Source organism: Candidatus Devosia phytovorans (genome assembly GCA_029202405.1).
Taxonomy (GTDB): Bacteria; Pseudomonadota; Alphaproteobacteria; order Rhizobiales; family Devosiaceae; genus Devosia; species Devosia phytovorans.
Genome location: CP119312.1, coordinates 758,652 through 783,856, shown reverse-complemented (window position 1 = coordinate 783,856; position 25,205 = coordinate 758,652). Strand labels below are relative to the sequence as shown.

General features: G+C 63.4%; 29 protein-coding genes. 20 read left to right on the top strand and 9 right to left on the bottom strand.

Features of this window, described 5'->3' with window-relative positions; translation table 11 throughout:
* Positions 1 to 55 precede the first annotated feature (55 nt).
* The gene (gene ppk2, locus P0Y65_03865) at positions 56 to 970 is read right to left on the bottom strand and encodes a polyphosphate kinase 2 (GenBank protein ID WEK05404.1); all 915 of its coding nucleotides are present in this window, start codon (positions 968 to 970) and stop codon (positions 56 to 58) included.
* 75 nt (positions 971 to 1,045) lie between these two features.
* Positions 1,046 to 2,185: a PQQ-dependent sugar dehydrogenase gene (locus P0Y65_03860; protein ID WEK05403.1), complete on the bottom strand. Its 1,140-nt coding sequence runs from the start codon at positions 2,183 to 2,185 to the stop codon at positions 1,046 to 1,048.
* Positions 2,186 to 2,390: 205 nt separating this feature from the next.
* On the opposite strand from P0Y65_03860, the gene greA reads away from it, so the two are divergent.
* From greA to P0Y65_03835, 5 genes are all read left to right on the top strand, one after another.
* Complete coding sequence (greA, locus tag P0Y65_03855; GenBank protein WEK05402.1) at positions 2,391 to 2,864, top strand: transcription elongation factor GreA; 474 nt, start codon at positions 2,391 to 2,393, stop codon at positions 2,862 to 2,864.
* A gap of 155 nt (positions 2,865 to 3,019) precedes the next feature.
* Positions 3,020 to 3,970, top strand: a complete 951-nt coding sequence (trxB, locus tag P0Y65_03850; protein ID WEK05401.1) for a thioredoxin-disulfide reductase — start codon at positions 3,020 to 3,022, stop codon at positions 3,968 to 3,970.
* A 35-nt stretch (positions 3,971 to 4,005) separates the two neighbouring features.
* The gene (locus tag P0Y65_03845; protein ID WEK05400.1) at positions 4,006 to 4,899 is read left to right on the top strand and encodes a LysR family transcriptional regulator; all 894 of its coding nucleotides are present in this window, start codon (positions 4,006 to 4,008) and stop codon (positions 4,897 to 4,899) included.
* On the top strand, positions 4,887 to 5,579 hold the full coding sequence (gene lepB / locus P0Y65_03840) for a signal peptidase I (GenBank protein ID WEK05399.1): 693 nt from the start codon (positions 4,887 to 4,889) through the stop codon (positions 5,577 to 5,579). The genes P0Y65_03845 and lepB overlap by 13 nt, the downstream gene beginning before the upstream one ends.
* Before the next feature lie 1,351 nt (positions 5,580 to 6,930).
* The gene (locus P0Y65_03835; protein WEK05398.1) at positions 6,931 to 8,043 is read left to right on the top strand and encodes a hypothetical protein; all 1,113 of its coding nucleotides are present in this window, start codon (positions 6,931 to 6,933) and stop codon (positions 8,041 to 8,043) included.
* A 145-nt stretch (positions 8,044 to 8,188) separates the two neighbouring features.
* Here the strand turns inward: P0Y65_03835 and P0Y65_03830 are convergent, their stop codons facing one another.
* Together P0Y65_03830 and P0Y65_03825 are read right to left on the bottom strand one after the other, a co-directional pair.
* Entirely contained in the window at positions 8,189 to 9,391 is a 1,203-nt protein-coding gene (locus P0Y65_03830) for a pyridoxal phosphate-dependent aminotransferase (protein WEK05397.1), read from the bottom strand.
* A gap of 57 nt (positions 9,392 to 9,448) precedes the next feature.
* On the bottom strand, positions 9,449 to 10,510 hold the full coding sequence (locus P0Y65_03825) for a LacI family DNA-binding transcriptional regulator (protein WEK05396.1): 1,062 nt from the start codon (positions 10,508 to 10,510) through the stop codon (positions 9,449 to 9,451).
* 166 nt (positions 10,511 to 10,676) lie between these two features.
* On the opposite strand from P0Y65_03825, the gene P0Y65_03820 reads away from it, so the two are divergent.
* The gene (locus P0Y65_03820) at positions 10,677 to 10,871 is read left to right on the top strand and encodes a hypothetical protein (GenBank protein ID WEK05395.1); all 195 of its coding nucleotides are present in this window, start codon (positions 10,677 to 10,679) and stop codon (positions 10,869 to 10,871) included.
* A gap of 24 nt (positions 10,872 to 10,895) precedes the next feature.
* On the opposite strand, the gene P0Y65_03815 is transcribed toward P0Y65_03820, so the two are convergent.
* Positions 10,896 to 11,312, bottom strand: a complete 417-nt coding sequence (locus P0Y65_03815) for a DUF4864 domain-containing protein (protein WEK05394.1) — start codon at positions 11,310 to 11,312, stop codon at positions 10,896 to 10,898.
* 148 nt (positions 11,313 to 11,460) lie between these two features.
* Here P0Y65_03815 and P0Y65_03810 point away from each other — a divergent pair, with 148 nt between their 5' ends.
* Positions 11,461 to 11,763, top strand: coding sequence for a hypothetical protein (locus P0Y65_03810; protein WEK05393.1), 303 nt, complete (start codon positions 11,461 to 11,463; stop codon positions 11,761 to 11,763).
* Positions 11,764 to 11,867: 104 nt separating this feature from the next.
* On the top strand, positions 11,868 to 12,296 hold the full coding sequence (locus P0Y65_03805) for a CBS domain-containing protein (protein WEK05392.1): 429 nt from the start codon (positions 11,868 to 11,870) through the stop codon (positions 12,294 to 12,296).
* Between the two features lie 3 nt (positions 12,297 to 12,299).
* Here P0Y65_03805 and P0Y65_03800 read toward each other — a convergent pair whose 3' ends face one another.
* Entirely contained in the window at positions 12,300 to 12,686 is a 387-nt protein-coding gene (locus tag P0Y65_03800) for a GNAT family N-acetyltransferase (GenBank protein WEK05391.1), read from the bottom strand.
* Between the two features lie 124 nt (positions 12,687 to 12,810).
* Between P0Y65_03800 and P0Y65_03795 the strand changes: the two genes are divergently transcribed.
* The 3 genes from P0Y65_03795 to P0Y65_03785 all read left to right on the top strand — a co-directional run bounded on the left by P0Y65_03795 (position 12,811) and on the right by P0Y65_03785 (position 15,898).
* The gene (locus P0Y65_03795) at positions 12,811 to 13,461 is read left to right on the top strand and encodes a Spy/CpxP family protein refolding chaperone (GenBank protein WEK05390.1); all 651 of its coding nucleotides are present in this window, start codon (positions 12,811 to 12,813) and stop codon (positions 13,459 to 13,461) included.
* A 158-nt stretch (positions 13,462 to 13,619) separates the two neighbouring features.
* Positions 13,620 to 14,852: an aminotransferase class V-fold PLP-dependent enzyme gene (locus P0Y65_03790; protein WEK05389.1), complete on the top strand. Its 1,233-nt coding sequence runs from the start codon at positions 13,620 to 13,622 to the stop codon at positions 14,850 to 14,852.
* A 140-nt stretch (positions 14,853 to 14,992) separates the two neighbouring features.
* Entirely contained in the window at positions 14,993 to 15,898 is a 906-nt protein-coding gene (locus P0Y65_03785) for a DMT family transporter (GenBank protein WEK05388.1), read from the top strand.
* A 14-nt stretch (positions 15,899 to 15,912) separates the two neighbouring features.
* Here the strand turns inward: P0Y65_03785 and P0Y65_03780 are convergent, their stop codons facing one another.
* On the bottom strand, positions 15,913 to 16,302 hold the full coding sequence (locus tag P0Y65_03780) for a DUF2147 domain-containing protein (GenBank protein WEK05387.1): 390 nt from the start codon (positions 16,300 to 16,302) through the stop codon (positions 15,913 to 15,915).
* 321 nt (positions 16,303 to 16,623) lie between these two features.
* On the opposite strand from P0Y65_03780, the gene P0Y65_03775 reads away from it, so the two are divergent.
* The 8 genes from P0Y65_03775 to P0Y65_03740 all read left to right on the top strand — a co-directional run bounded on the left by P0Y65_03775 (position 16,624) and on the right by P0Y65_03740 (position 22,938).
* A complete protein-coding gene (locus P0Y65_03775) occupies positions 16,624 to 17,217 on the top strand; it encodes a thymidine kinase (protein ID WEK05386.1) in 594 nt (197 codons plus the stop codon).
* A 2-nt stretch (positions 17,218 to 17,219) separates the two neighbouring features.
* Positions 17,220 to 17,609 carry an acyl-CoA thioesterase gene (locus P0Y65_03770; GenBank protein WEK05385.1) on the top strand — a complete coding sequence of 130 codons (390 nt, stop codon included), beginning with the start codon at positions 17,220 to 17,222 and terminating at the stop codon, positions 17,607 to 17,609.
* A 178-nt stretch (positions 17,610 to 17,787) separates the two neighbouring features.
* Positions 17,788 to 18,474: an SH3 domain-containing protein gene (locus tag P0Y65_03765; GenBank protein WEK05384.1), complete on the top strand. Its 687-nt coding sequence runs from the start codon at positions 17,788 to 17,790 to the stop codon at positions 18,472 to 18,474.
* Between the two features lie 117 nt (positions 18,475 to 18,591).
* Entirely contained in the window at positions 18,592 to 19,131 is a 540-nt protein-coding gene (locus P0Y65_03760; GenBank protein WEK05383.1) for an SH3 domain-containing protein, read from the top strand.
* A gap of 96 nt (positions 19,132 to 19,227) precedes the next feature.
* Positions 19,228 to 20,541, top strand: coding sequence for a sorbosone dehydrogenase family protein (locus P0Y65_03755; protein WEK05382.1), 1,314 nt, complete (start codon positions 19,228 to 19,230; stop codon positions 20,539 to 20,541).
* Positions 20,541 to 21,521, top strand: a complete 981-nt coding sequence (locus tag P0Y65_03750; GenBank protein WEK05381.1) for an ABC transporter substrate-binding protein — start codon at positions 20,541 to 20,543, stop codon at positions 21,519 to 21,521. Before P0Y65_03755 ends, P0Y65_03750 begins: the two co-directional genes overlap by 1 nt.
* A gap of 77 nt (positions 21,522 to 21,598) precedes the next feature.
* Complete coding sequence (locus P0Y65_03745) at positions 21,599 to 22,276, top strand: ABC transporter permease subunit (GenBank protein ID WEK05380.1); 678 nt, start codon at positions 21,599 to 21,601, stop codon at positions 22,274 to 22,276.
* On the top strand, positions 22,261 to 22,938 hold the full coding sequence (locus tag P0Y65_03740; protein ID WEK05379.1) for an ATP-binding cassette domain-containing protein: 678 nt from the start codon (positions 22,261 to 22,263) through the stop codon (positions 22,936 to 22,938). The genes P0Y65_03745 and P0Y65_03740 overlap by 16 nt, the downstream gene beginning before the upstream one ends.
* On the opposite strand, the gene P0Y65_03735 is transcribed toward P0Y65_03740, so the two are convergent.
* Both P0Y65_03735 and P0Y65_03730 read right to left on the bottom strand, forming a co-directional pair.
* On the bottom strand, positions 22,883 to 23,422 hold the full coding sequence (locus P0Y65_03735) for a DUF6151 family protein (GenBank protein WEK05378.1): 540 nt from the start codon (positions 23,420 to 23,422) through the stop codon (positions 22,883 to 22,885). The genes P0Y65_03740 and P0Y65_03735 overlap by 56 nt on opposite strands.
* Complete coding sequence (locus P0Y65_03730) at positions 23,419 to 23,802, bottom strand: DoxX family protein (protein WEK05377.1); 384 nt, start codon at positions 23,800 to 23,802, stop codon at positions 23,419 to 23,421. Before P0Y65_03730 ends, P0Y65_03735 begins: the two co-directional genes overlap by 4 nt.
* A gap of 208 nt (positions 23,803 to 24,010) precedes the next feature.
* On the opposite strand from P0Y65_03730, the gene P0Y65_03725 reads away from it, so the two are divergent.
* Positions 24,011 to 25,153, top strand: a complete 1,143-nt coding sequence (locus P0Y65_03725; GenBank protein WEK05376.1) for a LuxR family transcriptional regulator — start codon at positions 24,011 to 24,013, stop codon at positions 25,151 to 25,153.
* Positions 25,154 to 25,205: the final 52 nt, after the last annotated feature.

The following is a 25,205-nucleotide window of genomic DNA, read 5'->3' as shown; positions in this document are numbered from 1 at the left end:
GCTGCGCAGCCATTGTCGGCGCAGCAAGCCCAAGAGACAAGCCTTTACGAAGGCGTCAGTAGATCGGCTTGACCTTCATTTCCACCGGGATCGGGCCACGGGCATAATCAGGGTGACGGATACGCTCGGGCAGTTCGATCTGATGCTTGGGCACATCTTCATAGGGAATGGCTTCGAGCAGATGCGAGATCACATTGAGCCGCGCCCGCTTCTTGTCGTCCGCATCCACCACCCACCAGGGCGATTCCGGAATATGCGTGCGGTTCAGCATGTCTTCCTTGGCCTTGGTATAGTCTTCCCAATGGCGGCGGGATTCCAGGTCCATCGGCGACAGCTTCCACTGCTTGAGCGGATCCTCGATGCGCATCTTGAAGCGGAATTCCTGCTCCTCATTGGTAATCGAGAACCAGAATTTGATCAGGATGATGCCCGAGCGCACCAGCATTTTTTCGAACTCGGGTGCCGAGCGGAAGAATTCCTCCAGCTCGTCGGGCGTGCAGAAACCCATGACCCGCTCGACACCGGCCCTATTGTACCAGGAGCGATCAAACAGCACCATTTCGCCCGCCGCCGGCAGATGGGGCACGAAGCGCTGGAAATACCACTGCGTCTTCTCGCGATCTGATGGCGCAGGCAGGGCCACCACGCGGCAGACGCGCGGATTGAGCCGCTGGGTGATGCGCTTGATGGCGCCGCCCTTGCCCGCCGAGTCGCGGCCCTCGAAGATCACCGCCACCTTGAGCTTGCTATGCGCGATCCAGTCCTGCAGCCGCACCAGCTCGTGTTGCAGGCGGAACAGCTCGCGGAAATAAACCCGGCGGTCCATGGTCTGGCCACCCGGTCGCTCTTCGCCGCCCGCCAGCATTTCGAGCTGATCGTCCTCGAACTGCAGCTCCAGTTCCTCGTCGAAACTGTCGGTAATTTCCGCACGGATGCGATCGAGCTCGGCCTGCAGCTGGGAATTGGACATGTGGGGCTCCTGTGTCAGCTCGCCAATGCTCACACCCACATTACGGTTTTATGTCAACCGCGCGCTGACAATGCCTTAGCGACCCTCCGGCGCCACCCGGATCAGCTTTCCATTCTCTTCGTCGGTCAGCAGATAGATATCGCCCCTCGGGCTCACCTTTACATCCCTGATGCGCCCAAACTGACCCGAAAACAGCGCCTCTTCCCCCACGACCGTGTCGCCGCTCATATCGAGACGGACCAGCTTGTTGCCACTCAAGGCGCCGAGCAGAAGATCGCCCTGCCATTCGGGAATCAAATCGCCCTCGTAAAAATCGAGGCCCGACGGCGCGATCGATGGATCCCAATAGTGCAAGGGCTGCTCCAGCCCGTCCTGCGCTGTTGCCGGAAAGCTCCCGCCCGAATAGCTCTTGCCATAGGAGATCAGCGGCCAGCCGTAATTGCGGCCGGCCAGCGGCATGTTGACCTCGTCCCCACCCCACTCACCGTGATCCACCAGAAACAATTGTCCATCCTCGCGCAAGGTCGCACCCTGCGGGTTCCTGTGCCCCTTGCTCCAGAGCTCGGGTGCCCAGCCATCCACATTGGGATTGTCGCCGGGAATGCTGCCATCCGGCGCGATGCGCGCAACCGCCCCGGCAAGATCGGAACCATCCTGCGCCCGCATCCCGTTTTCGCGATCACCCAGCGTCACGAACAGGTTGCCGTCCAGCCCGACCACCACCCGCGATCCGTAATGCACGAAAGTATAGGTGTAATTGTTCATCCGCAGGATGACCTTGCTGTCTTCGAGCCGGCCGGTTGCGCCGTCGAGCACCAGCCGCGCCGCCACCACGGCCGTGCCGACGCCCTCGGGCTTGCCCGCCTGCTCGGCGGTCTCGACGAACGTCATGTAGACCATGCCGCTGGTTGCAAAATCCCGCGCGATAGCAATGTCGAGCAGCCCCGCCTGCCCCTCGTCAAGCACCACGGGCACCCCCGCTATGGGCTCGCCCACCGTGCCATCGGCAATGAGTCGCAACTGTCCGGTCCGTTCTGTCACCAGCATGCGCCCGTCCGGCAGCAGTGCCAGTCCCCAGGGAAATTCCAGCCCTTCGGCGACCACGGTGGCGCTGAGCCGACCCGCACTGGTTTCGATTGTCTGAGAATATGCGGGAACACCAAGCATTAGCGCAACAACGCCGCTCAATACTGTGGCGCGCAAAGTGAACTTCATGAACTGGGACCTTTCGACGCAAGAGCAGCCTGACTTGAATACGCATGTGGACATGGCCATCTTGATCACGACACCGGCTTGACCGGAAGGCGACAGCCGGGCAATTTGGGTCATCTCCCCTCAAAACTAATCGTGAAGCGCACGCCGAACGGATTTTGGCTGAGGGTTAGCCTATTGAATGCCCTGCCCGATTGGAGGCGACTAAATGGAAAAGATCCCGATGACGATCGGTGGCCACAAGGCCCTGACCGCTGAATTTGAGCACCGCACTGCGAACGAGCGCCGTCGCATCATCGACGCCATCGCCGAAGCGCGCGCTCACGGGGATCTGTCCGAAAACGCCGAATATTCGGCCGCCAAGGAACAGCAGAGCCTCAACGAGGGCCGCATCAAGGAACTCGAGACCATCCTGGCTCTGGCCGACATTATCGATGTCACCAAGCTGAGCGGCTCGACCGTCAAGTTCGGCGCCACCGTCACCTATCTCGACGAGGACACCGAGGAAGAAAAGACCTACCAGGTCGTCGGTGATCCGGAAGCCGACGCGTCGGGCGGTCGCATCTCGATTTCCTCGCCCATCGCCCGCGCCATGATCGGCAAGGAAGAGGGCGATTCGTTCGAAGTTTCCGCCCCAGGTGGCGCTCGCAGCTACGAAATCCTCAAGATCAAGTACGTCTGACGCCTATTCCATGGGCATTTGCCCGAATTCGTGTGACATTTCCGCCTGTTCCACAGGCAGGTGCTCCACAAAAGAACAGTTTGCCTTGAAAGAGCGCTCCTTCGCCCCTTAACTAGTGGCAGAGGGAGTACTCGCATTTGTCGGAGAGCGTTGCGATGCACGCGAAAGTCATCATCATCGGTTCCGGTCCTGCCGGCTACACCGCCGCCATTTACGCGGCGCGCGCCATGCTGGAACCCGTGATGATCCAGGGCCTGCAGCCCGGTGGTCAGCTGACCATCACCACCGATGTCGAAAACTACCCCGGCTTTGCCGACGTCATCCAGGGCCCCTGGCTCATGGAGCAGATGCAGGCGCAGGCCGAGCATGTCGGGACGAAAATCGTCAACGACCTGATCACCCATGTCGATTTCGACAAGCGCCCCTTCGTTCTGACCGGCGACAGCGGCGAGATCTACACCGCCGACAGCCTGATCATCGCCACCGGCGCCCAGGCCAAATGGCTTGGCCTGCCCTCGGAGCAGAAATTCCAGGGCTTTGGCGTTTCCGCCTGCGCCACCTGCGATGGCTTCTTCTATCGCAACAAGGAAGTGCTCGTCGTCGGCGGCGGCAATACTGCCGTGGAAGAAGCGCTCTTCCTCACCAACTTTGCCTCCAAGGTCATCCTTGTGCATCGCCGCAATGAATTCCGTGCTGAGCGGATCCTGCAGGAGCGCCTGTTCAAGAACCCCAAGATCGAAGTGCGCTGGAACCACGAGATCGCCGATATCGGCGGCTCGGCCATGCCGCCCTCGGTCAACACCGTGACCCTTCGCGATATCGCCACAAACCGCACCTACGAGCAGCCTGTCGACGGCGTCTTCATCGCCATCGGCCATGCCCCCTCGACTTCGATCTTTGCGGGCAAGCTCGACATGAAGCCCGGCGGCTACCTCCAGGTGAAACCGGGAACGACCGAAACCAACATCCCCGGCGTCTTTGCCGCCGGTGACGTGACCGACGACGTTTACCGTCAGGCAATCACGGCAGCAGGCATGGGTTGCATGGCGGCCCTGGAAGCGGAACGATACCTGGCTGAACACGAACTCGCCGAAGCGGCGGAGTAAACTACCCCAAGGCCCCAACTAGAAAGCGTCAACAAATGCTCGACTGGGACAAGCTCCGGATTTTCCACACCGCCGCCGAGTCGGGCAGCTTCACCCATGCAGCAGAAAAGCTGGGCATGAGCCAATCGGCCGTCAGCCGGCAGATTTCGGCGCTCGAAGATGACCTGGGCCTCAAACTCTTCATCCGCCATGCGCGCGGCCTGGTGCTGACCGAGGTGGGCGAGCAACTGTTCCGCACCGCCCACCGCATGCATTGGGAACTCCAGCAGGTGGAAACCCAGATGTCGGAGTCCCAGGACGTTCCGACCGGGCCGCTGATCGTCACCACCACCGTCGGTATCGGCTCCACCTGGCTGAGTTCGCGCCTCGACGAGTTCTTGAAGCTCTATCCGCTGATCCAACTCGAAATCCGCCTCAACGACGCCGAACTCGACCTGGCCATGCGCGAAGCCGACGTGGCCATCCGCCTGCACCGCCCCAACCAGTCGGAAATGATCCAGCGCAAGCTGTTCACGGTGCACAACCACTTCTACGCCTCCAACAAATATATCGACGAATTCGGCATGCCCGCCAGCGCTGAACAGCTCGACGAGCATCGCGTCGTCAGCTTCGGCGAGCCCGTCCCCTCCTATCTGGGCGACATCAACTATCTCGAGCGCATGGGCCGCACCGATTCCAGCCCGCGACGCGCCACGCTCAAGGTCAATTCCATCTACGGCATGCTGCAGGCCTGCCGGGCCGGCACCGGCATCGCCATGCTGCCCGACTATGTGACCGAAGACGAAAAGAACCTGATCCAGGTCCTGCCCGAGATCGAACTGCCGGCCTACGAAGCCTATTTCGTCTATCCGCCGGCTCTGAAAAACTCCAAGCGCGTCGGCGTGTTCCGCGACTTCCTCGTCGCCAAGGCGAGAGAGTGGAGCTTCTGACCGGCCGCTTCGCGGCAAGAACGCGCCGGCGGCGCGGTCTTGGGTCAGAAGGCCGCGAGGCCTATGGCCGAATGGCGGTGGTCTTCCTTTTCTTGGTTGCGTCTGTCCTGCAGCCACAGGCAGCCCCCCTCTTCAACGTCCCCTCCACGTCCATGATGCCGACCCTGGGCCAGGGCGACGTCATTCTCGCCCTGCCACCCACCGGTGCACTGCGCCGCGGCGACCTCGTCGTCTACTTCGCTGATGGCAGCGCCCAGCTCAGCCGCGTTGTCGCCCTGGGCAAGGAGACCGTCCAGGTCAGGTCAGGGCAGGTCTTCATCGACAATGTGCCAATGGACCTCACACCCCTCGCCACGCCGATCGCCGAGGGTTGCCCGCCTCTGGTGACGGAGGGCAAGGAATGCCGTTTCCTGCGCGAGACCACGCCCGAAGGCACCAGCTATGTCGTCATCGACAGCCTGCCCGACGGCTTTTTCGACGATACCCCACTGGTGACCGTGCCCAAGGGCCATATCTTAGTCATCAGTGACAATCGCGACAATTCCGTTGACAGCCGCTATTCGGAGCGTGGCGCCATCGCCGCCAGCAGTGTGATTGGACTGGTGTACGGCATCGTGACCACGCCGCGCCTCACCCCCGACCGCGCCGAACGCCTCGCCGGCTTCCCGAAAGCGCAATAGTACCGAGCCGGACCGCACAGCGTCCGGATCGACCGCCGCTGACACGTCGAATCCCATGACAGCCTCACGACATGTCCAGACATATTCGGCTTAAAATGCATGCACGCACTGCATAACTAACATGCTGAACGCCCAATTGTTGGGCAGAAGCTCACAGCCTATATCCCTCCCTACACAGCGGGTGCTTCTCCTCCTCCCTTGCGCCCTGCTGCGTTCCCTCCTTGCGGGACTCGTTTCCGCAATCCCTTGTGGCTTCGCTCTCCCCTCGAGCGAGGCCACTTCTTTTTTCAGCCCTGCAAATTTGCATGGCTGACATGTACATCCACCCATTGTCTATCAGGCGGGTAGAGTACATATAGGTCGTGTCGCTGAGACGCGCTCCGTATCCTCCTCCCTCGGACCCCGTATCGCGACACCGAACCGAGATCGTATCCTCCTCCCTCGATCAAGGTTCACTGGCAGAGCGCATATCCTCCTCCCTTGCTCTCTGCCTCACTTTTCAGGCCTCGTCTTCGGACGAGGCCTTTTTCTTTTCCGCAAACCCTCCGAAGAACGCGTTAGTGGCGAGTTTGAAGCCGAGGATGCCACACGGGCCGCGCCCGAATGGCCCAGGCCGCCCACAGTCTCGCTTCCACCCTGCAACCAATTGTCAGCACCCGCATTCTCCCTCCGCAAAGGTCGCTAAGCCCTTGTATGGTTGACAGAATGTCGCTGCATCCAATGCATGGCAGTCATGTTGACCTATGCATTGCTGACCAAACGATCAAAACCTATATTGGCTTTGTCGCTGGTGAAGCCGCTCCGTATCCTCCTCCCTCGGACCCGCTTCTTGCGACACCGGATTTAGGCCGTATCCTCCTCCCTCGGCCTGGGTCCACCGGTTCGGCGCATATCCTCCTCCCTTGCGCGGAACCACACTCGATTTGGCTTCGGCCCTATCATCGGGCCCCAACTTCGGTTGGGGCCTCTTTTTTTGCCCCTTTCCGCAATTCTGCATGGCAGCCTTTCCCATTGCGCGATTGTGCCGCGTTCTCACCGGTCCGATAGTCCTATGGACAGTTTAGCGACGCGAACGGCGCGGCTTCAGGAAAGTGGATACCGGTTTTCCGGTTCGAAAGCGCAACCACCGCTAGCCCGCTCCTCCAAGGTCAGAAGCTTCGGCCGATGACCCCTTGGCCCCGCCCATCCCCTCGGGCGGGGCCTTTTGTTTCCGGCCATTTTTGCCGCCTCGGACCGGCAAGATCTGCCGCCCGGCAATAGGCCGCTGAAGTCAACTATCTGAAATCCAAGACTTATCCCTACGGCACGGCATTTGCATCGATTTTGATGACCGACCGCAGGAGCATGACCGATGGTTGCCGTTAGCACCGCCTATTCGACCAGCACTTATTACAAGACCGCCGCCTCCATAGCGGCCAGCACGTCCAATAGCGCCGCCAACCCGGCCACCACGACCGCAGCCGCCGCTGCCGCAGAACAATCGGCCACCTCTGTCACGCTCTCCGACGAGGCCAAGGCCGCTCTTGCCGCCAAGGATTTCGCCACCGTGCTGACCGAAGCGCGCGCCAAGCTGGATGCCCTGCTCAAGGAAGCCGACCGCACCTCGCCCATCAAGGACGGCAAGCTGGCGCTTGACCTCTCCAGCCTCGATGCGCGCGAGCTCTATGCCATGGCGACCGACGAGAGCTTTGCCGCCGACGAGCAGGACGCCGCCGGCCTCGAAATGCAGCGTCGCCTCGAAGCCGCCCTTGCCGGCCCCGCTGCCATTGCCAAGGTCACCGGCAATTTCACCGGCCTCTACAAGGCTGCCGCCGAATATCTCGATAGCCTCGGCGCCGAGGAAAAGGATGGCGATGACTGGATCGCCGGCCGTGCCGCCATCACCGAGGCACAAAAGCAGCTGCAGGCCGATCCCAAGACCATGCCCGAGGTGGACGACGATCCCGTCGCGCTCTATCTCGCCGTGGTCGAGGCCGGCGAACAGGTCCAGCCCCTGCCCATTGGCGAGGTCGCCAACACGGCCCGCAAGACCCTTGATGCGCTCTATGCCGATGCGGTCGCAGGCGGCAAGGCACCCACCTTCAACAAGGCCACCACGGTCGGCAGCTATATCGACATGTCCAAGTTCGATAGCCGCACCCTGTCCTCCATCGTGCTCGACACAACGGGCAAGTTCACCGCGCCCGAAATCAGCGCCGCCCAGTCCGCCATGCGCAGCAAGAGCGGCGCGGCCCTGGTCGCCGGCTTCCAGAACGCCGCCAAGTCCAGCGACCCGACCGCCTTCAGCCAGAACATCATGTCGATCTTCAATTCGATGAGCGCCGAAGAACGCCAGGCCGCCGGCTGGAGCGACAGCTTCTACCAGGCCGCCGTCGACAGCTATGTCTCGACCAGCAAGCTCACCCAGATGTTCGCCCAGGCCGGCGGGGACAGCACCGGCTTCATGTCGTGGATGGGGAAATAAGCTTTGGGGCACGCCCTCGTGGTTCGAGGGTCGCTACGCGCCCACCTCACCATGAGGGCTGTTGCTAGATCGCGTTCTCAGTAGCCCTCATGGTGAGGTGCGAGGCCCTTGCCGAGCCTCGAACCACGAGGGCGTGGCATCCGGCCTAAACAATCCCCGCGCAGAAACCCTGGATCCGCTTCACCGCCTCTTCCAGCTCCGCATTGCTCGCCGCATAGCTCAGCCGGAAATGCCCCGGCAGGCCAAACGCCGCGCCATGTACCAGAGCCACGCCGGTTTCCTCCAGCAGCGCCATGACGAAATCCTCGTCCGTGGTCAGCTTTGCGCCACCCGCGCTGGTCTTGCCCAGCAGTCGCTTGCACGACGGGAAGACGTAGAAGGCGCCCGCCGGCGTCAGGCAGTCGAGCCCGGTATTTGCATTGAGCCCCTTGACCACCATGTCGCGTCGTTGCTGAAACACCTCGCGCCATTCCGCGAGAAAGTCCTGCGGCCCGTTCAAGGCTTCAACCGCCGCCCATTGCGAGATCGAACTCGGATTGGTGGTCGACTGCCCCTGCAGCTTGGTCATCGCCGCCAGCAGAGCCCGCGGTCCCGTGCAATAGCCGATGCGCCAGCCGGTCATCGCATGCGACTTGGAAACGCCATTCATCGTCAGCGTGCGCGGCATAAGCTTTGGCTCGACCTGCGCGATCGTCGCGAAAGTACCGCCGTCATAGACCAGCACTTCATAGATATCGTCAGTGAGAATATGCACATGCGGATGCCGCAGCAGCACATCGGCCAGCCCGCGCAATTCCTCGGCCGAATAGGCCGCGCCGGTCGGATTGCTTGGCGTGTTGAGGATCAGCCATTTCGTGTTGGGTGTGATCGCCGCTTCGAGCACCTCGGGCGCCAGCTTGAAGCCGGTCGTATCATCGGCCACGGCAAACACCGGCGTCGCGCCGCAGAGCCGCACGACTTCCGGATAGCTCACCCAATAGGGCACCGGTACCACGACCTCGTCGCCCGGATTGAGCGTCGCCATCAGCGCATTGAAGATGATCTGCTTGCCGCCCGAGGAGACAAAGCAATCCGCTGCCGTGACATCGAGCCCATTGTCGCGCCGGAATTTTGCCGCCACCGCTTCCTTGAGTTCGGCAATGCCGTCGACATTGGTATAGCGCGTCTTGCCCTCGCCCATCGCCTTGATGGCGGCCTCACGCACATTGAGCGGGGTGTTGAAATCGGGCTCCCCGGCCGAAAGCGCGATGATGTCGCGACCTCCCTGCGCCATGACGCGTGCCTTCTGGCTAATCGCCACCGTCGCCGATGGCGCCACGCGCTCCAGTGCTTCCGACAGAAAACCCATAACAACCTCCCGCAAATTCCAAGGCTGACTGATATGGATTTCCCGCGCCTTGGCAAGCTATGTCTTGGGCGCAGCTGTGCTTTCGCGGACGATCAGCTGCGTATCGAGCACGCGGCGACCGCTCACCTGCGTGCCGTCGAGCGCCGCTTCCACTGCCAGCCGCGCAATCTCGGTCATCGGCTGCGCCATGGTCGTGAGCTTTGGCGTCGCCACCGCCGCCTCCGGCACGCCGTCAAAACCGACCACTGAAACATCGCCGGGCACGTTGCGGCCCGAACGGAACAGCCAGTCCACCGCCCACATGGCGATCTTGTCCGACATGGCCAGTACCGCCGTCGGCACCGTCTTGCCAGCAAACATTTCCGCCATGGCCGCGTGGGTGGTGGCCTCGTTCTCCAGCGTGCCGAACAGCGGCACGCTGTCTATGGCAATGCTCGCGGCCTCCAGCGCTGCCCAATAGCCCAGCGCACGGTCACGCGAGGTGGAATACCACGCCGCCCGCACCAGCGCCTGATCGGCCAGGCCCGACTGCCCATCCCGCAGCATGGTCGACAGAATGCCGAACCGCCTGTGCCCGAGCCCCAGCAGATGCTCCGCCGCCACTTTCGCCCCAACGAAATTGTTGACGCCAATGGCCGGGACCGACTGGTCGTCGGCACCGATGGCCAGCGCCACATAGGGCAATTGCCGCTGCCGCGTGATCTCGACCAGGCGCTCGCCACCTTCCACGCAAAGCAGGATGAAACCGTCGACCAGCGCCGACTGGATATTCCAGTCCAACCGCTCGTCGCTGCGCGCCGACACCAGCGCTACCCCGGCCCCGCGCGCATCGCAGATATCGGAAATCTCCGCCATCAGCTGGCGGGCCCACAGGTCTTCGAAGAAATAGCTCAGCGGCTCGATCGCGGCGACACCCACGGCATTGACCCTGCCCTGCCGCAACAGCCGCCCGGTCACGCTGGGCCCGGCATAGCCAAGCTTCTTGGCCACCGCCAGCACATGCTCGCGCACCTCGTCACGCACCACGTCCGGCTTGCTGAACACATTGGACGCCGTGCCCTGCGAAACCCCCGCCGCCTGCGCCACATCCTTGAGCTTGATCGAGACAGTCTTGCTCATTGCCGGCCGATTTCTGTTTGCATATCCATGCTCTAGCACGGTTTTTGTATCGGTTCAAATTCTGCTTGACTTCCGTCTGCGCAAGAGTCAGATTTGAACCGGTTCAAGCCACATCTGGAGCATCAGATTGAATCGATTCAACACAATGAATGCAAAGGAGAACGAAATGATCCCCGCCAGCTATCTCTTCAAGCAAGCCTATGATCAGGCCTGGAACGAACCCGAAGCCTCCAGTCTTCCCGAACCCAGGCAAAACCTGTCCGGCGGCCTGCTCATGCCGCTGACCAAAGCGGTCGTGACGCTGCTCTCGCGCCGCCCGCAGAACCGGACCCGCGACTTTGGCGCACATGCCTATGAATGATCCCCTCACCCGCTGGCGTCGGCCCTAAATGCCGATGCCGGCTTCCTTGCGCAGCACCACGCCCTGCACCCGCCAGCCCTCGCCCGGCTCATCAGCCAGTTGATAGATCGCTTCGTATAGCGACTGGTCCCGCCCGACAAATTTGACGACCTGCATCACCATGGTATCGCTGATCCGGTTGAACGAGCCAAAACCATGCGACCGCGACTCGACGATCGGCGTATAGCCAATCGCCCCGATGGCGACGATGAAAGCCTCGGGCTGTCCGTCGAACTGGCTGCGAAACGCCTGCCCGGCAAAGCTGAGCGCCGTCTCCCCGTCACCACTGCGAAACGCCTCGATCTGCCCGCTGACGCTCGCCTGCCAGGGCATTTCCTCCTGCGCCAGGGCCGGCGCACAGAGGCCCAACACCATCAGTATGACTGCAAGGATCATGCGCATGGCTGGCCTCCTGCCGGTGGCCCGCGCGATCACGCGGCCACATTCTTGCCTTCAAATGGTACGTGACAAACCAAAATCGACACAAACTCGAACCGCATTCGCATGGCTAATAACGCCGATCGCAACGACAAGGTTCGACGTTGATCCCATGCACAAATCTACGTCCCCAAAGCGGAAAAGTTTCAAGCGCTTCGCCATCGCCTCCACGGCCCTCGTGAGCATCGGCGCAGCCTCTGCCCTGGCGGTCACCGTGACGCCGGCCACTGCAGCCAATCTGGCCAGCCAGCCCGACGCACAGATCGCCGTCTTCATGGTGCCGCTGACCATCCTCGTTGTCGCCGTGCTGTTTGAAGTGACCCGCTTTGCCCTGCGCGGCAACCTGCCGGTCGAGGCGCCAGCCCGTCGCCGCGCCCACACCCATTGGGCCGTGACCGGCAAGCGCAAGACCTGACCTCCATTTCTCCTGACTGACCCTCTGGGCCGACCGCGCGTCGGCCCTTTTTTATTGCTGTGTGCGTGACTTGGGTCCACACTCGCTTGCAGGAGGACTTCAACATGCTTGTCGATACCATCCTGCAGACCAAGGGCGGCACGGTGCATACACTGGCCGCCAATGCCACGCTGGCCGACGCCGTGGCCGCGCTCAACGCCCACAATATCGGCGCCCTCGTCGTCACCGACAACAATGGCATCATCACCGGCATTCTGTCCGAACGCGACATCATCCGCCGCCTCGGCAAGGATATCGTCGGCACCATGGCCCTGCGCGTCGGTGACGTGATGACCCAGCGCGTCATCACCTGCGCCCGTCAGACCCCCGTAGCCGATGTCATGGAAAAGATGACCCGCCTGCGCATCCGCCACATGCCCGTCGTAGACGACGGCCGTCTCATCGGCATCATCTCCATCGGCGACGTGGTCAAGCGCAAGATCGAGGAGGTCGAGCACGAGGCCGACGCGCTCAAGGAATATATCGCCGGCTGACGCCTAGCGCAGCCGCTTCAGCCCCGCCGCCGTCGGCCCGAACCCCGCCGCCCGATAGAGCGTCGTCAGCTGCAGCTCGAAATCCACATGCAGCCAATGCGCCCCACGGTCGCGCGCCAGCTCCGTCGCCCTGGACAGCAGGCGCGTGGCTATGCCCTGCCGCTGGAAATCGGCATGCACGCAGGTATCGAGCACAAAGGCATGCACGCCACCATCCCAGGCCACATTGACGAAACCCACCAGCCGCTCCCCCTCGAAGGCGCCGACATGGGCGAGGCTCCGCGCCAGGATCTCGGCAAAGCTGTCCGGCCCCAGCTCGCCCCAGGCCGATAGCCACAGCACGCTGAGCGCCGTATCGCTCGGAAACGGATCGCTGACGATCTCGATCATGGCAATTCCCCCTTCATTACCAACCTGACCAACTCTTCATGCTCTCGCAAGGTCGGGAACAGGTCGACGCAGCTAGTGTCGTTTTCGCCGATTGATCCGGCTCCCATGCAAAGGAAAACCACCCATGAAGACGATCTCCAAAACCGCCATCGTGGCACTTCTCACGGCAACCCTGGGCACAACGGCCCTCGTTCCCGTCTTCGCGCAGGAGGCTGCGCCCAAGGCTCCGCACTCCCAGCAGGAAAACAACTTCCGCCATCACAACCAGGGTCCCGGCGCGCCTGGCGGCCCACGCGGCGAAGGCGGCTTCTTCAGCGTCGAACGTGGCGCCGAAGCCATCGAAATTGCTCTGGTTCGCCTCAGCCACCGGGTCGACCTGACCAGCGAGCAGCAGCCCCTGTTCGACGCCTTCAAGACCGCAGCCATCGCCGCCGCAGCCGACTTCGCCACGGCAACCGAAGGCCTGCGCCCCACCCCGCCCGCCGAAGGCGAGGCCCCGGCCGCGCTCAATCTGGCTGATCGCCTCGACAATGCCATCGCCCTCCAGACCGCCCGTCTCGAGGCCCTGCAGTCGGTGCAGCCTGCGGCCAAGGCCTTCTTCGACAGCCTGACCGAAGAGCAGACCGCTGGCCTGATGCCGCAGCGCCCCGAAGGCGGCTTCCCCGGCTTCGGCAAGCATGGTCCGCGCCACCCCGGTGGCCCGGAAGCGCCAGCTGCCCCGGAAGGCACCCCGGCTCCGGCCGATGCCCCGGAGGCACCGCCGGCCAACGGCTGATCGATCACCAGTTTGCTTCGACCCTGACCTCCTTGTCGAAGCAAAACGCGCGGCAGTCTCCGCCCCAGTGACTGTCGCAGCAGCCCCGGCCATGATGGCCGGGGTTTGCTTTTTTGGTCCGATCCCCTACCAATCTCGGGCACAGATTTGGATCGACCATGACCGCCCTGCCTCTCGACCCCGCGCGCCTGCGCGAACACTTCCCCGCTTTCGCCGAACCTTCGCTCAAGGGTCAGGCTTTCTTCGAAAATGCCGGCGGTTCCTACACATCGCGTCATGTGCTCGACCGGCTCGACCATTTCTTCCGCGCCACCAAGGTCCAGCCCTATGGCGTCTATCCCGCCTCGCGCGATGCCGGCCTTGCCATGGATCAGAGCTTCGAGCGCATGGCCGCGGCGCTCAACGTCACCGCCGACTGGATCCATTTCGGCCCGTCGTCCTCCGCCAATACCTATGTGCTCGGCAATGCCTTCGCCGGCTGGCTCAAGCCTGGCGATGTGGTGGTGGTCACCAATCAGGACCACGAAGCCAATGGCGGCGCCTGGCGCCGGCTGTCCAGGATGGGCGCCGAAATCCGCGAGTGGAAGGTCGATCCCCACACCGGCCGGCTGTCCCTCGGCGATCTCGACAATCTGCTCGACAGCAAGGTCAGGCTGATCGCCGCCCCGCATTGCTCCAATATCTCCGGCGAGATCAATCCTGTCGCCGAGATCGCCGCCCGCGCCAGATCTGTCGGTGCCGTCACCGCCATCGACGGCGTCAGTTACGCTCCGCACGGCCTGCCCGATCTGGCAGCGCTTGGCGCCGACATCTATTTCTTCTCGGCATACAAGGTCTACGGCCCCCATCAGGGCGTCATGGCCGTACGCCCCGAACTGGCGCTGTCGCTGCCCAACCAGGGCCATTACTTCAACGAGGGCAAGCCGCGCTACCGCCTGACCCCGGCCGGCCCCGACCACGCCCAGATCGCCGCCACGGCTGGCGTCGTCGACTATCTCGAAACCGTCGCCAGCCTCGCCGGCGAGGAGATCCAGGGCGCCGACCCTTTCCGTCGCGCCCATGCCGCCATGCGCGCCCAGGAAATCGCTTTGGCAAAACCCCTGCTCGACTATCTGCGCCAGAAAAATTCCGTCCGCATCATCGGCCCCGATGATCCGCAAACCCGCGCCCCGACAATCGCTCTTGGCCTCGGCGAACCTGGCGCCGCTGTCGCGGCCCGCCTTGCCAACCACGGTATCATGGCCAGCGGCGGGCATTTCTACGCCTACCGCCTGCTCGAAGCCGTCGGCATCGCCCCCGACCACGGCGTGCTGCGCCTCTCCTTCGTCCACTACACAACGCCTGGGGAAATCCAGCAGCTGATCGAAGCGCTGGATAGAGAACTCCGTTAGGAGCTTCGCCAAAGCACAATCGCTCCCGCACTCTCGATGTCATCCCGGCTCAAGGCCGGGGTGACACCGTGGGTGTGACCGCATAAGGGAACATGCAAAGCCCTATCGGTGCGCCCGCACCCAAAAAGAGTCCCAAGAACATGTCCCGCCCCGTCGCCGCCCTGATGCTCCTCATCTGCACCATGCTCTGGGGCTTTGCCTTCGTAGCACAGAAGTCGGCCATGGACTCCATGGGCCCGCTTACCTTTGCCGGCGTGCGCTACCTCATCGGCGGCCTGCTCGTCCTGCCGCTCGGCCTGTGGGAGCGTCAGCGCCGTCCGTTGCAACTGACTGGCGCCAACTGGGCACTGATCCTTGTCATGAGTTCGGTCTTCTTCATGGGCTCCTGGCTGCAGCAGGCGGGCCTTGCCACCACCACCGCCACCAATGGCGGCTTCCTCACCGGGCTCTACGTCTTCTTCGTGCCTCTGCTCGGCTACATCCTGTTCCGCAGTCGTCCGCATCCGATCATCTATGTCTGCGTGCCGCTGGCCCTGATCGGCATCTACTATCTCAACGGCGGCGGGCTCGACAGCTTCAACACCGGCGACGGCCTCATCACCGTGGGCGCCGTCTTCTGGGCGCTGCATGTGATCCTGCTCGGCCGCATTGCCAGCACCACCGGCCTGCCGGTTTTCGTCTCGGCCTTCAGCTTCCTCTTTGCCGGCGCCGTGGCGCTGGGCCTCGCCTTCATTCTCGAAACGCCGACCCTTGAGGGCATTTCCGGCGGCTGGATGGAAATCGCCTATGCCGCCGTGCTTTCCACCGGCGTGGCCTTTACCTTCCAGGCCATCGGCCAGCAATATGTGCCGCCGGCCAATGCCGCCGTCATCCTCTCGGCCGAGACCCTGTTCGCCGCCCTGGGTGGTGCACTCCTGCTCGGCGATCGCCTGCCGCCCATCGGCTATGCCGGCGCGACGCTGGTCTTTGTCGCAATCCTCGCCGTCGAGGCCCTGCCCCCGCTATGGGCGCGACGCCGCGCCCATATACCGCGTACGACCAACTAAAGCGTCCAGAAGCGTCAGTTGCTGACGCGATACATCTCGTAGCTCTTGCAGACCACGAGCAGCGCGCAGCCCGATAGCGTCATGTGGTCCTCGCTGTGCTGGATCACGCCGCCATTGAGATTGACCCCCATGAAGGTGATCTTCCCCTTCCACTCATTGCCCGAGGTCTGGCGCAGGCCAGTGGCGATCGGCGCGTTGAGATACTTCTGGTAGCGCTGGTTGTAGTCGGCATCCGACAACCACACCAATTGCCCGCAGATCTGCGTGCCGTCACCGCAGAGTTCGAGCTGCACCCGCGTATCGCGGCTATCCAGCTCCCAGATGCCATTGGGCGATGCCGAAGCTGCGCCGGCGCTGCCGATCATCAGGGAGAGGGTGGCCAATAGGCCTACAATCTTGCGCATCACGTCTCGTCTCCAGGTCAGCACCACTCGTTTATCCACAATGGGATAATGCGCCTGAACGCGCGCTGAACAATACCGTCACCCCACTGTCATCCGCCCCCACTAGGGTCGATTTTGTTCCGGACAGTCCCCATTGACCGGACCCCGCCGCGCCCCACGTTCCCCACGTCGCGCCCGGCCCTTTGGAGAACCCGGTCGCCAACCCCGGTTCTCCCGCCGAAACGCTCGGCTCTTCTGACCGCCCTCGGGGCGGTCTTTTTTTGTGTGGAGCCACCCGACTTTCCGCTCGCGCACCGCCATCGGCTACGGCACAACCAGACCATGGCCAAGCTCTATTTTCACTACGCGGCGATGAATGCCGGCAAGTCCACCTTGCTGCTGCAGGCCGCGCACAATTACCGCGAACGCGGCATGCGCCCGCTCCTTTATACCTGCGCCGCCTATGCCGGTGGCCAGCCCGGCGTCATCAGCTCGCGCCTGGGCATTTCCGAGCCGGCCGAGCTCTACGAAGATGCGGACGATCTCTTCATCCGCATTCGTGACCACACCGAGGAGGCCAAGGTCGACTGCGTCTTTCTCGATGAAGTCCAGTGCCTGACGCGCGAGCATGTGTGGCAGCTCGCCCATGTCGCCGATCGTCTCAACATTCCGGTCATGTGCTATGGCCTGCGCACCGATTTCCTCGGCCGCCCCTTTACCGGCTCTGCCGAACTGCTGGGCATCGCCGATACCCTGCGCGAAATCCGCACCATCTGCGAATGCGGCGCCAAGGCCACCATGGTGGTCCGCCGTGACCAGCATGGCCGGGTACAGACCGAAGGTAGTACTGTCGAGCCGGAAAAAGCCGACTATATCTCGCTCTGCCGCAAGCACTGGGAAGAAGCGTTTGGGCGCTGGCCCGTGAAAGGACCCTGATCATGAATACCGACGCGACCGAACCCCATGGCGCCCTGACCATTCGCACCCTGGCCATGCCCGCCGATACCAATCCGGCCGGCGACATCTTCGGCGGCTGGGTGCTGAGCCAGATGGACATCGCCGGCTCCATTGCCGCCGTCGAACGCGTCAAGGGCCGCACCGTCACCGTGGCCGTTGAAGCCATGACCTTCATCGCCCCGGTCAAGGTGGGCGACGTGCTCTGCATTTACACAACCGTCGAGCGCGTCGGCAACACCTCCATCACCGTGGGCATGGAAGCCTGGGCCCGCCGCAATCGCCTCGCCGATCGCGTCAAGGTCACCGAAGGCCGCTTTGTCTATGTCGCCCTCAACGAGGACGGCAGCAAGCGCAAGATCGATCCGGCCTGACCCGTTCACCGCAAAGGTGATGTAACGGCGTCACACCGGGGCAGCAGCCTCATCACAACTGACCCGGGGCGCCGGAACTCTTTTCTCCGTGCTCCCGTTTCTTGAGCAAAACAGCTGGCCGCCGAGAAGCGTCGCCCCATCCTGGGGCCGGACCGGTCAGACGAGAGGAGCCGCTCATATGAATCGCCATACCCGCAAGATGCTGCTGAATGTTGCCACCGGCGTTGCCGTTGCCGCAACGGCGCTTGTCGTCTTCCTGCCAGCCGCCAATGCGGCCCCCGGCACCGTCACCAGCAACGTCAACGTGCGCTCCGGCCCGGGCACCAATTATGCCGTGGTCGATACCGTGCGTCGCGGCAACCAGGTCGATGTGCAGCAGTGCCAGGGTTCCTGGTGCTACATCGCCAAGCCCGGCCCGGATGGCTGGGTCTCGGCATCCTATCTGAGCGCTGGCGGCGGTGCCCCGGTCAATCCGACCCAGCCCGGCCTCTCCTTCAACTTCCCCACCGGCCCCGGTGGTCCCAACATCAGCATCGGTATCGGCAACGGCCAGCAGCCCCCGCGTCCGCCTCGTCCTCCGGTACAGCCGCCCGTAGTCCAGCCGCCCGTCGTACAGCCCACTTACGGCGAAGCCTGCTTCTTCGACGGCACGCGTTATCGCGGCGCAAGCTTCTGCCTGCAGCAGGGCGACAACATGCGCAACCTCGGCGACTGGTCCGACATGATCTCGTCCATCGACAATCCTGATGGTCTCAACATCCAGGTCTGCTCGGAAGCCAATTATCGCAACTGCCGCACCTACACCACCAGCGCCTCGGCGCTTGGCGACTTCGACGACTACATCGTTTCGGTCCGGGTTCGTTAAATCCGGCACAACTATGAACGCAAAGGGCGTGGCTTCGGCCGCGCCCTTTGATTTTGACCTATTGGCGCTTCAGTCCGGGCGCGCTAGTCTCCCTCGCCACACGCACAGGATTCTGCCATGCACTGCATCGCCCGCCTGCTGACAGCCGTCATGCTCTTCGCCGCCGCCTCGACCACCGCCTTTGCGGCCTCCGAATCTGGCACCCACGCCTGGAGCACCGATACGCTCACCCTTCGCAACGGCCCCAGCCGGGCCTATGCCGTCACGGGGAGCATCGCGGCTGACTCGACGATCAAGGTGCTGCGGTGCCAGCGCAATTGGTGCCTGGTCGACGGTGACACCGGCCGCGGCTGGTCGGTCAAGGGACCGATCGATTTCGGCGACATCCCGGCGACCTATGACCGCGGCGGCACCGCCTGCTTCTACACCGGCACCAATTATACCGGTGCCGAATACTGCTTCAGCACCGGCCACGTGACCAAGGATCTGGCGCTTAATGGCATGGACAATGCCTTCGCATCCGTCCGCCTCGAGGGCACCAATGTCTCGGTGTGCCGCGACCGCTTCTTCCAGTCCTATTGCGAGCGCATCAGCGTCTCGCAGCCCGTGCTCAACCAGTATCTGGTGCACAGCCTGTCATCGATCCGCGTGCACTGAACCTTCGGTTCGGCCCATCGGTCATTATTGTATCTGTGCTTCGCCCCCGTTGAGTGTCATCAGGGGCGAAGCATTTTCTCGCGTTAGGGGGACGCCATGAGCTCCAATACCGGCTTCAATTCCATTTTTGCCAGCATCGTGGCCGCCATCGGTGGCGCTGCGGTGGCCATCCGCCATTCCAACGACGGCCCGCGCCCGCCCGTCTTCGGTGCCAATCCACAGATGCCGGCTCCCAAGGCACAGGGCGCCATCCCCACCCTCAAGATGCCCACCGCCATGGGCTGGGAAGCCAGCAACACGCCCAAGGCGGCGCCCGGCCTCAAGGTCAATGCCTTTGCCCGCAACCTTGTCCACCCGCGCAACATGCATGTCCTGCCCAATGGCGATGTGCTGGTCGCTGAATCCATGGGTGAATCCGGCAAGCCCGTCGGCATTTTCGACCATGCCATGGCCGTTACCATGAAGCGCGCCCGCGCCGCCGGCACCAGCCCCAACCGCGTGACCCTGTTGCGCGATGCCGATGGCGACGGCATAGCCGAAATCAGCCATGCCCTGATCGAAAACGTCCGCCAGCCCTTCGGCATCGTCTACCTCAATGGCACGCTCTATGTCGGCGCCAGCGATGCTCTGCTGGCCTATCCCTATGAGCTGGGCACGACGAAAATCACCACGCCCGGCAAGAAGCTGATGGACCTCGTCCCCGGCGGCCACTGGACGCGCAATCTTATCGCCAGCAAGGATGGATCCAGGCTCTATGTCGCCGTCGGCTCGCAGAGCAATATCGGCGATGCCGGCATGGCCGCCGAGAAAAACCGCGCCTGCATCCACGAATATGACATTGCCACCGGCACCTCCCGCATCTTCGCCGGCGGCTTGCGCAATCCCGTCGGCATGGCCTTCGAGCCCACCACCCAGACGCTCTATACCGTCGTCAACGAGCGCGATGGCCTTGGCGACGAAACCCCGCCCGATTACCTGACCTCGGTCCGCGACGGTGGCTTCTACGGTTGGCCCTTTTCCTATTGGGGCGTGGTCGATGACCGCGTCACCCAGGACCCGGCCCATCCCGCATCCACCCAGGATCACCCCGACTATGCCTTGGGCGGTCACACCGCCTCGCTCGGCCTTTGCTACCTGCCCGAAAACACCCTGCCCGGCTTTCCCGCCGGCATGGCCATCGGCCAGCACGGCTCCTGGAACCGCAGCAAGCTCAGCGGCTACAAGCTGACCTTCGTGCCCTTCGCAGCGGGCAAGCCCTCCGGCCTGCCCAGGGACATCCTCACCGGTTTCCTCTCGCCCGATGAGAGATACTCCTACGGCCGCCCGGTCGGTGTGGCCCTGGCTGCCGACAACGCAGTGCTGATGGCCGACGACGTCGGCGACGTCATCTGGCGCGTCACCGCCGCCTGATGTCCCGCCCGCTCACAACCCTTGTCGCCGGCCTTTTCCTGGCCGGCGCCACCACCCTGGCCTCGGCGCAGGAAACCCTGACCATCGGCGTCCAGGAAAGCGGCACCGTGCAATGGGAGATCGAGACCATCAAGATGCTCGGCCTCGACAAGAAGCACGGCATTACCCTCGACATCCGCCCGCTGGCCGATAGCCGCGCCGGCCAGATCGCCCTGCTGACCGGCGCCGCCGATGTCATCCTCTCCGATTTTGTCTGGGTCTCGCTGCAGCGCGGCGATGGCAACATGGTCACCATGGTGCCCCATTCCCTCGCCGTCGGCGGCCTGATGGTCGCACCCGACAGCGACATCGCCTCGGTCGCCGACCTCGCCGGCAAGACCATCGCCGTCGGTGGCGGTCCCGTCGACAAGAGCTGGATCATTCTCCAGGCCTTCTACAACAGCGTCACCGGCAAGACCCTGGTCGACGACGTCGACGCCAACTATGGCGCCCCACCTTTGGTCAACGAACTGCTGACCGCCCATGGCGTCGATGCGGCGCTCAACTTCTGGCAGTGGAACGCCCGCGCCAAGGTCGCCGGCATGAGCGAGCTTCTCTCCGTCGCCGACATGCTGAAAGACCTCGGCGTCACCACCCAGCCGCCCCTTCTCGGCTGGACCTTCACCGACGCCACCGCCGAAACCAGGACCGCAGCGCTGACCGCCTTCCTCGACGCCTCCTTCGAGGCCAAGACCATCCTCCTCACCGAGGACACCCCCTGGTTCGACCTCGTCGACATCATGGGCGCTGGCGACGATCTCGACCTCTGGGCCCAGCTGCGCGACGACTACAGCGCCGGCATCGTCACCGGCTACGATCCCGACAACATGCAGTCCGCCGCGCAAACCTTCGCCCTCCTCGCCCGCTATGGCGGCAGCGACCTTGTCGGCACCCAGACCGAATTGGCCCCCGGCACCTTCTGGCAAGGATACCGAAAATAACCGCGTCCCGGCGCAGCTCGGCAGCGCTCGAATATCTGTCGCTGCCGCTTCTCCTGCTGCTCTGGCAGATCCTCGCCATGCTGCTGGCCCATCGCCTCTTTCCGACGCCGATCGCCGTGGTGCAGGAATTCTTCCAACTCGCCACCCAAGGCCGCCTCCTCACCGATCTCGGCAAGACGCTTTTCCGCGCCGGCCTGGCCTTCATCCTCGCCATGCTGATCGGCACCGCTCTCGGCATCGCCCTTGGCCGCCAGTCCTGGCTCGACCGACTCTTTTCCGGCTGGCTGATTGTCGGCCTCAACCTCCCCGCCATCGTCGTCGCCATTGTGCTCTATATCTGGCTCGGCCTGACCGACCTGGCGCTGGTCCTCGCCGTCATCGTCAACAAGGTGCCGCTGGTCATCACCACCATCCGCGAAGGCGTCCGCAGCTTTTCTGCTGATTATGACGAACTCGCCCGCGCCCTCCGCCTCTCCCGCTGGCGCCGGCTCAAGCTCGTCTTCCTGCCCCAGCTCACGCCCTTTGTGCTCGCCGCCGCCCGCACCGGCCTGTCGCTGATCTGGAAGATCGTCCTCGTTTTCGAAGTCCTGGGCAGCGATGGTGGCGTCGGCTACCGCGTCAGCGTCCTGTTCCAGTTCTTTGATATCACAGGCATTCTCGCCTATGCCGCCGCCTTCATCCTCGTCGTCGTCGCCCTCGAATATGGCCTGCTCCGCCCCCTCGAAAAAAAGTTGCTGCAATGGCGCCCGGCCTGACCATCGACATCACCGAGAAGCGTTTCCCCGCCGCGACCACGCCCGTATTCGCACACTTTCAACTCAGCCTTGAACCCGGCAGCGTCACCGCCCTGCTCGGCCCCTCTGGCGTCGGCAAATCCACCCTGCTCCGCCTCATCGCCGGCATCGACACCGACTATGCCGGCACCATCCGCATCGGCGACACCTCGGCCCAAAACGCCCCACCGCCCGGCATGGTCTTCCAGGACGCCCGCCTCCTGCCCTGGCTCAACGCCCTCGACAACATCCGCCTCGCCGCGCCCGACCTGCCGGCCGAAACGGCCCACACTGCACTCGCCGGCGTCGGCCTCGCCGACCAGGCCAACGCCTGGCCCCGAACCCTCTCCGGCGGCATGCAACGCCGCGTCGCTCTGGCCCGCGCCCTCTGCACCAATGCCGATCTGCTGCTGCTCGACGAACCCTTCGTCTCGCTTGACCCCGCCTTGGTCGCCGACATGCACCGGCTGCTTGCCGCCCACATGGCCCGCACCGGCGCCACCGTGCTCTTCACCACCCATCAGGCCCATGACGCGGAAAGCCTGGCCACCCGCATCATCACCTTCGACGGACATCCCGCGCAGATCGTCAGCGACGTTCGAGCTGAACCTCGACCATATCCGGCGCCACCGGCGGCTGTTTGAACCCCATGGCAATCCAGGCGCCCAGCAGCCTGCCGTAAAACTTGACCGTCTCCCAGCCGCCTGTCGGCACACCATCCTCGGGCACGCTTCCCGCCGGCGCATCGCCGGTCTGCGTACGGATATCGAGCGCCGGCACGTCATGCCCCTGCCACAAGTTGGCATAAAGGCTCAGCCAGTGACCGCCCTTGAACTCGGTAAAGACCGGCGTGTTGCAGCAGGCGGCAAACACCCGCCGTGTCGGCGATTTCGGGCTCAGCCGGAAATTGCGCAGCCATTCTTCCCCCGCAACGATCTGCACCCGGTCCTTGCGATAGAGCACATAATGCGACCCGTCGCCGCTCCCGATCACGCGCGGCGCGCCCTCAAGCCCCTCCATCCGCCCCGCCCCATCGCGGCAGGAATTGCAATGGCATTCCGCCACGATGATCGGCGCACCGGTGATCTCGATCCGCACCTTGCCGCACTGGCAGCCGATGACGCTCATGCGCCCGTCTTCCGAACGATCGGAAACACCGCCCGCACCTTCTCCTCGCGCAGCCAAAGCGCCGCCCAGACCAGCACGCCCAGATAGATGCTGAACAGGGTATGGCTGAACAGCGGATTATCCACCCGCAGGTTCGCCGCCAGCGATCCACCCAACAGTCCCGTGGTCAGCACCGCACCGAGCAGCGCCGTCCGCGGAATGAGGAACAGCACCACGCAGACCACCTCGATCACCCCGATCAGCACCAGGTATTTCACCGGCCAGCCGACCACCTCCATCGAGTCCACAGCCGCATCCATGGTCACGAACTTCGGAAACGCCGAAGCCCCCGCCAGGAACAGCCCGATCAACCCGCTCAATATCCAACCCGCGATCTTCATTCACAGTCTCCCAATCGGCGACCCCAATATCGCCCCATGCCCTCACGACGAATGGTCATCTGTCATTTCGACAGCTGGGCAAAAATGTTCGCGGCAGCCATCCTGTTGATGCTCCACAAAATCTTGCCCTGATTCGACAAATGCTTAATTTCCGGCCATTCTAGGCCCACGGATGGGAGATCCGGCTACCCAAATCGAGGGGCGCGCGATGCGCGAGGGTACGGTGCCAGATGGCGTCGCTCAGGGCGATGCGCTGGATTTGATAGCCACCATTTACGACGCTGCCATTGCGCCGGACAACTGGCCAACGGTGCTCGATGCCTGCCGCCTGTTTGTCGGCGGCTCGTCCGCAGCCATCTTCTCCAAAAATGTCACCGGCCAGCGCCGCCAACTGCTGTATGACGACGGCCGGCTCGATCCCGCGTTGACGAAAGAGTATTTCGATCATTGGGCCACCATCGATCCCAACAATTCCATCCACGTCTTCTCGCCTGTCGAGCAGGGCGTCATCATCAGCCAGCATGTCGCGCCGCAGGATTTCGCCGAGACGCGCTTCGCCCGCGAATGGGCCTTCCCCCTCGGCATGGTCGATTTCGGCTCGGCCACGCTGGAGCGCCACGGCGACTGGTCCACCATTTTCGGCGTCTTCCGCAACGAGCGTGACGGCCTGGGTGACGAACAGATGCGCCAGCGCATCGGCCTGCTGGCGCCCCATATCCGCCGCGCCATCCGGATCGGCAACGCCGTCGGCGCTGCCAATCAACGCGCCGACACCTTCCGCGACACCATCGATGCCCTCGCCGTCGCGGTCATTCTCGTCGATGCCGAAGGGCGTCTGGTCCACGCCAATCACGCGGCCGACGACCTGCTCGGCCGCAGCAGCCTGTCGAGCGGCCAGCGTGGCTTCCTCCGCCTCGACCGCTCCGGCATGCGCGACCTCCTGCCCAAGGCCGGCGAACTGGCCCCGCATTCCGTCACCCTCGAAACCACCTCCGGCGCGCGCTTTGTCGTCTACGCCCTGCCCCTCGCCGGGCACGCCTCGGGCAATGTCGGCCAAGCCGTCGCCGCCCTCTTCATCCAGCCCGCTAGCTTCGACCCGCTTTCCGTGCCCGAAAGCCTGGCCCACACCTTCGAGCTGACACCCGCCGAACTGCGCGTCTCGCTGGCCACCATCCGCTTCGACAAGGTCGCCGACGTCGCCACCTATCTCGGTCTCTCCGAAGCAACGATAAAAACCCATCTCAGCCACATCTTCAGCAAGACCGACACCCGCCGCCAGGCCGATATCGTCAAACTCATCGCCGCCTTTGCCAGCCCGCTCGCACCGCAGAGGCTACAACCACCTTTCTAGTCCTCACCTCTCAGAGGAAGGCCAGCAGGGCTACGCAACAAAAACGCATCTT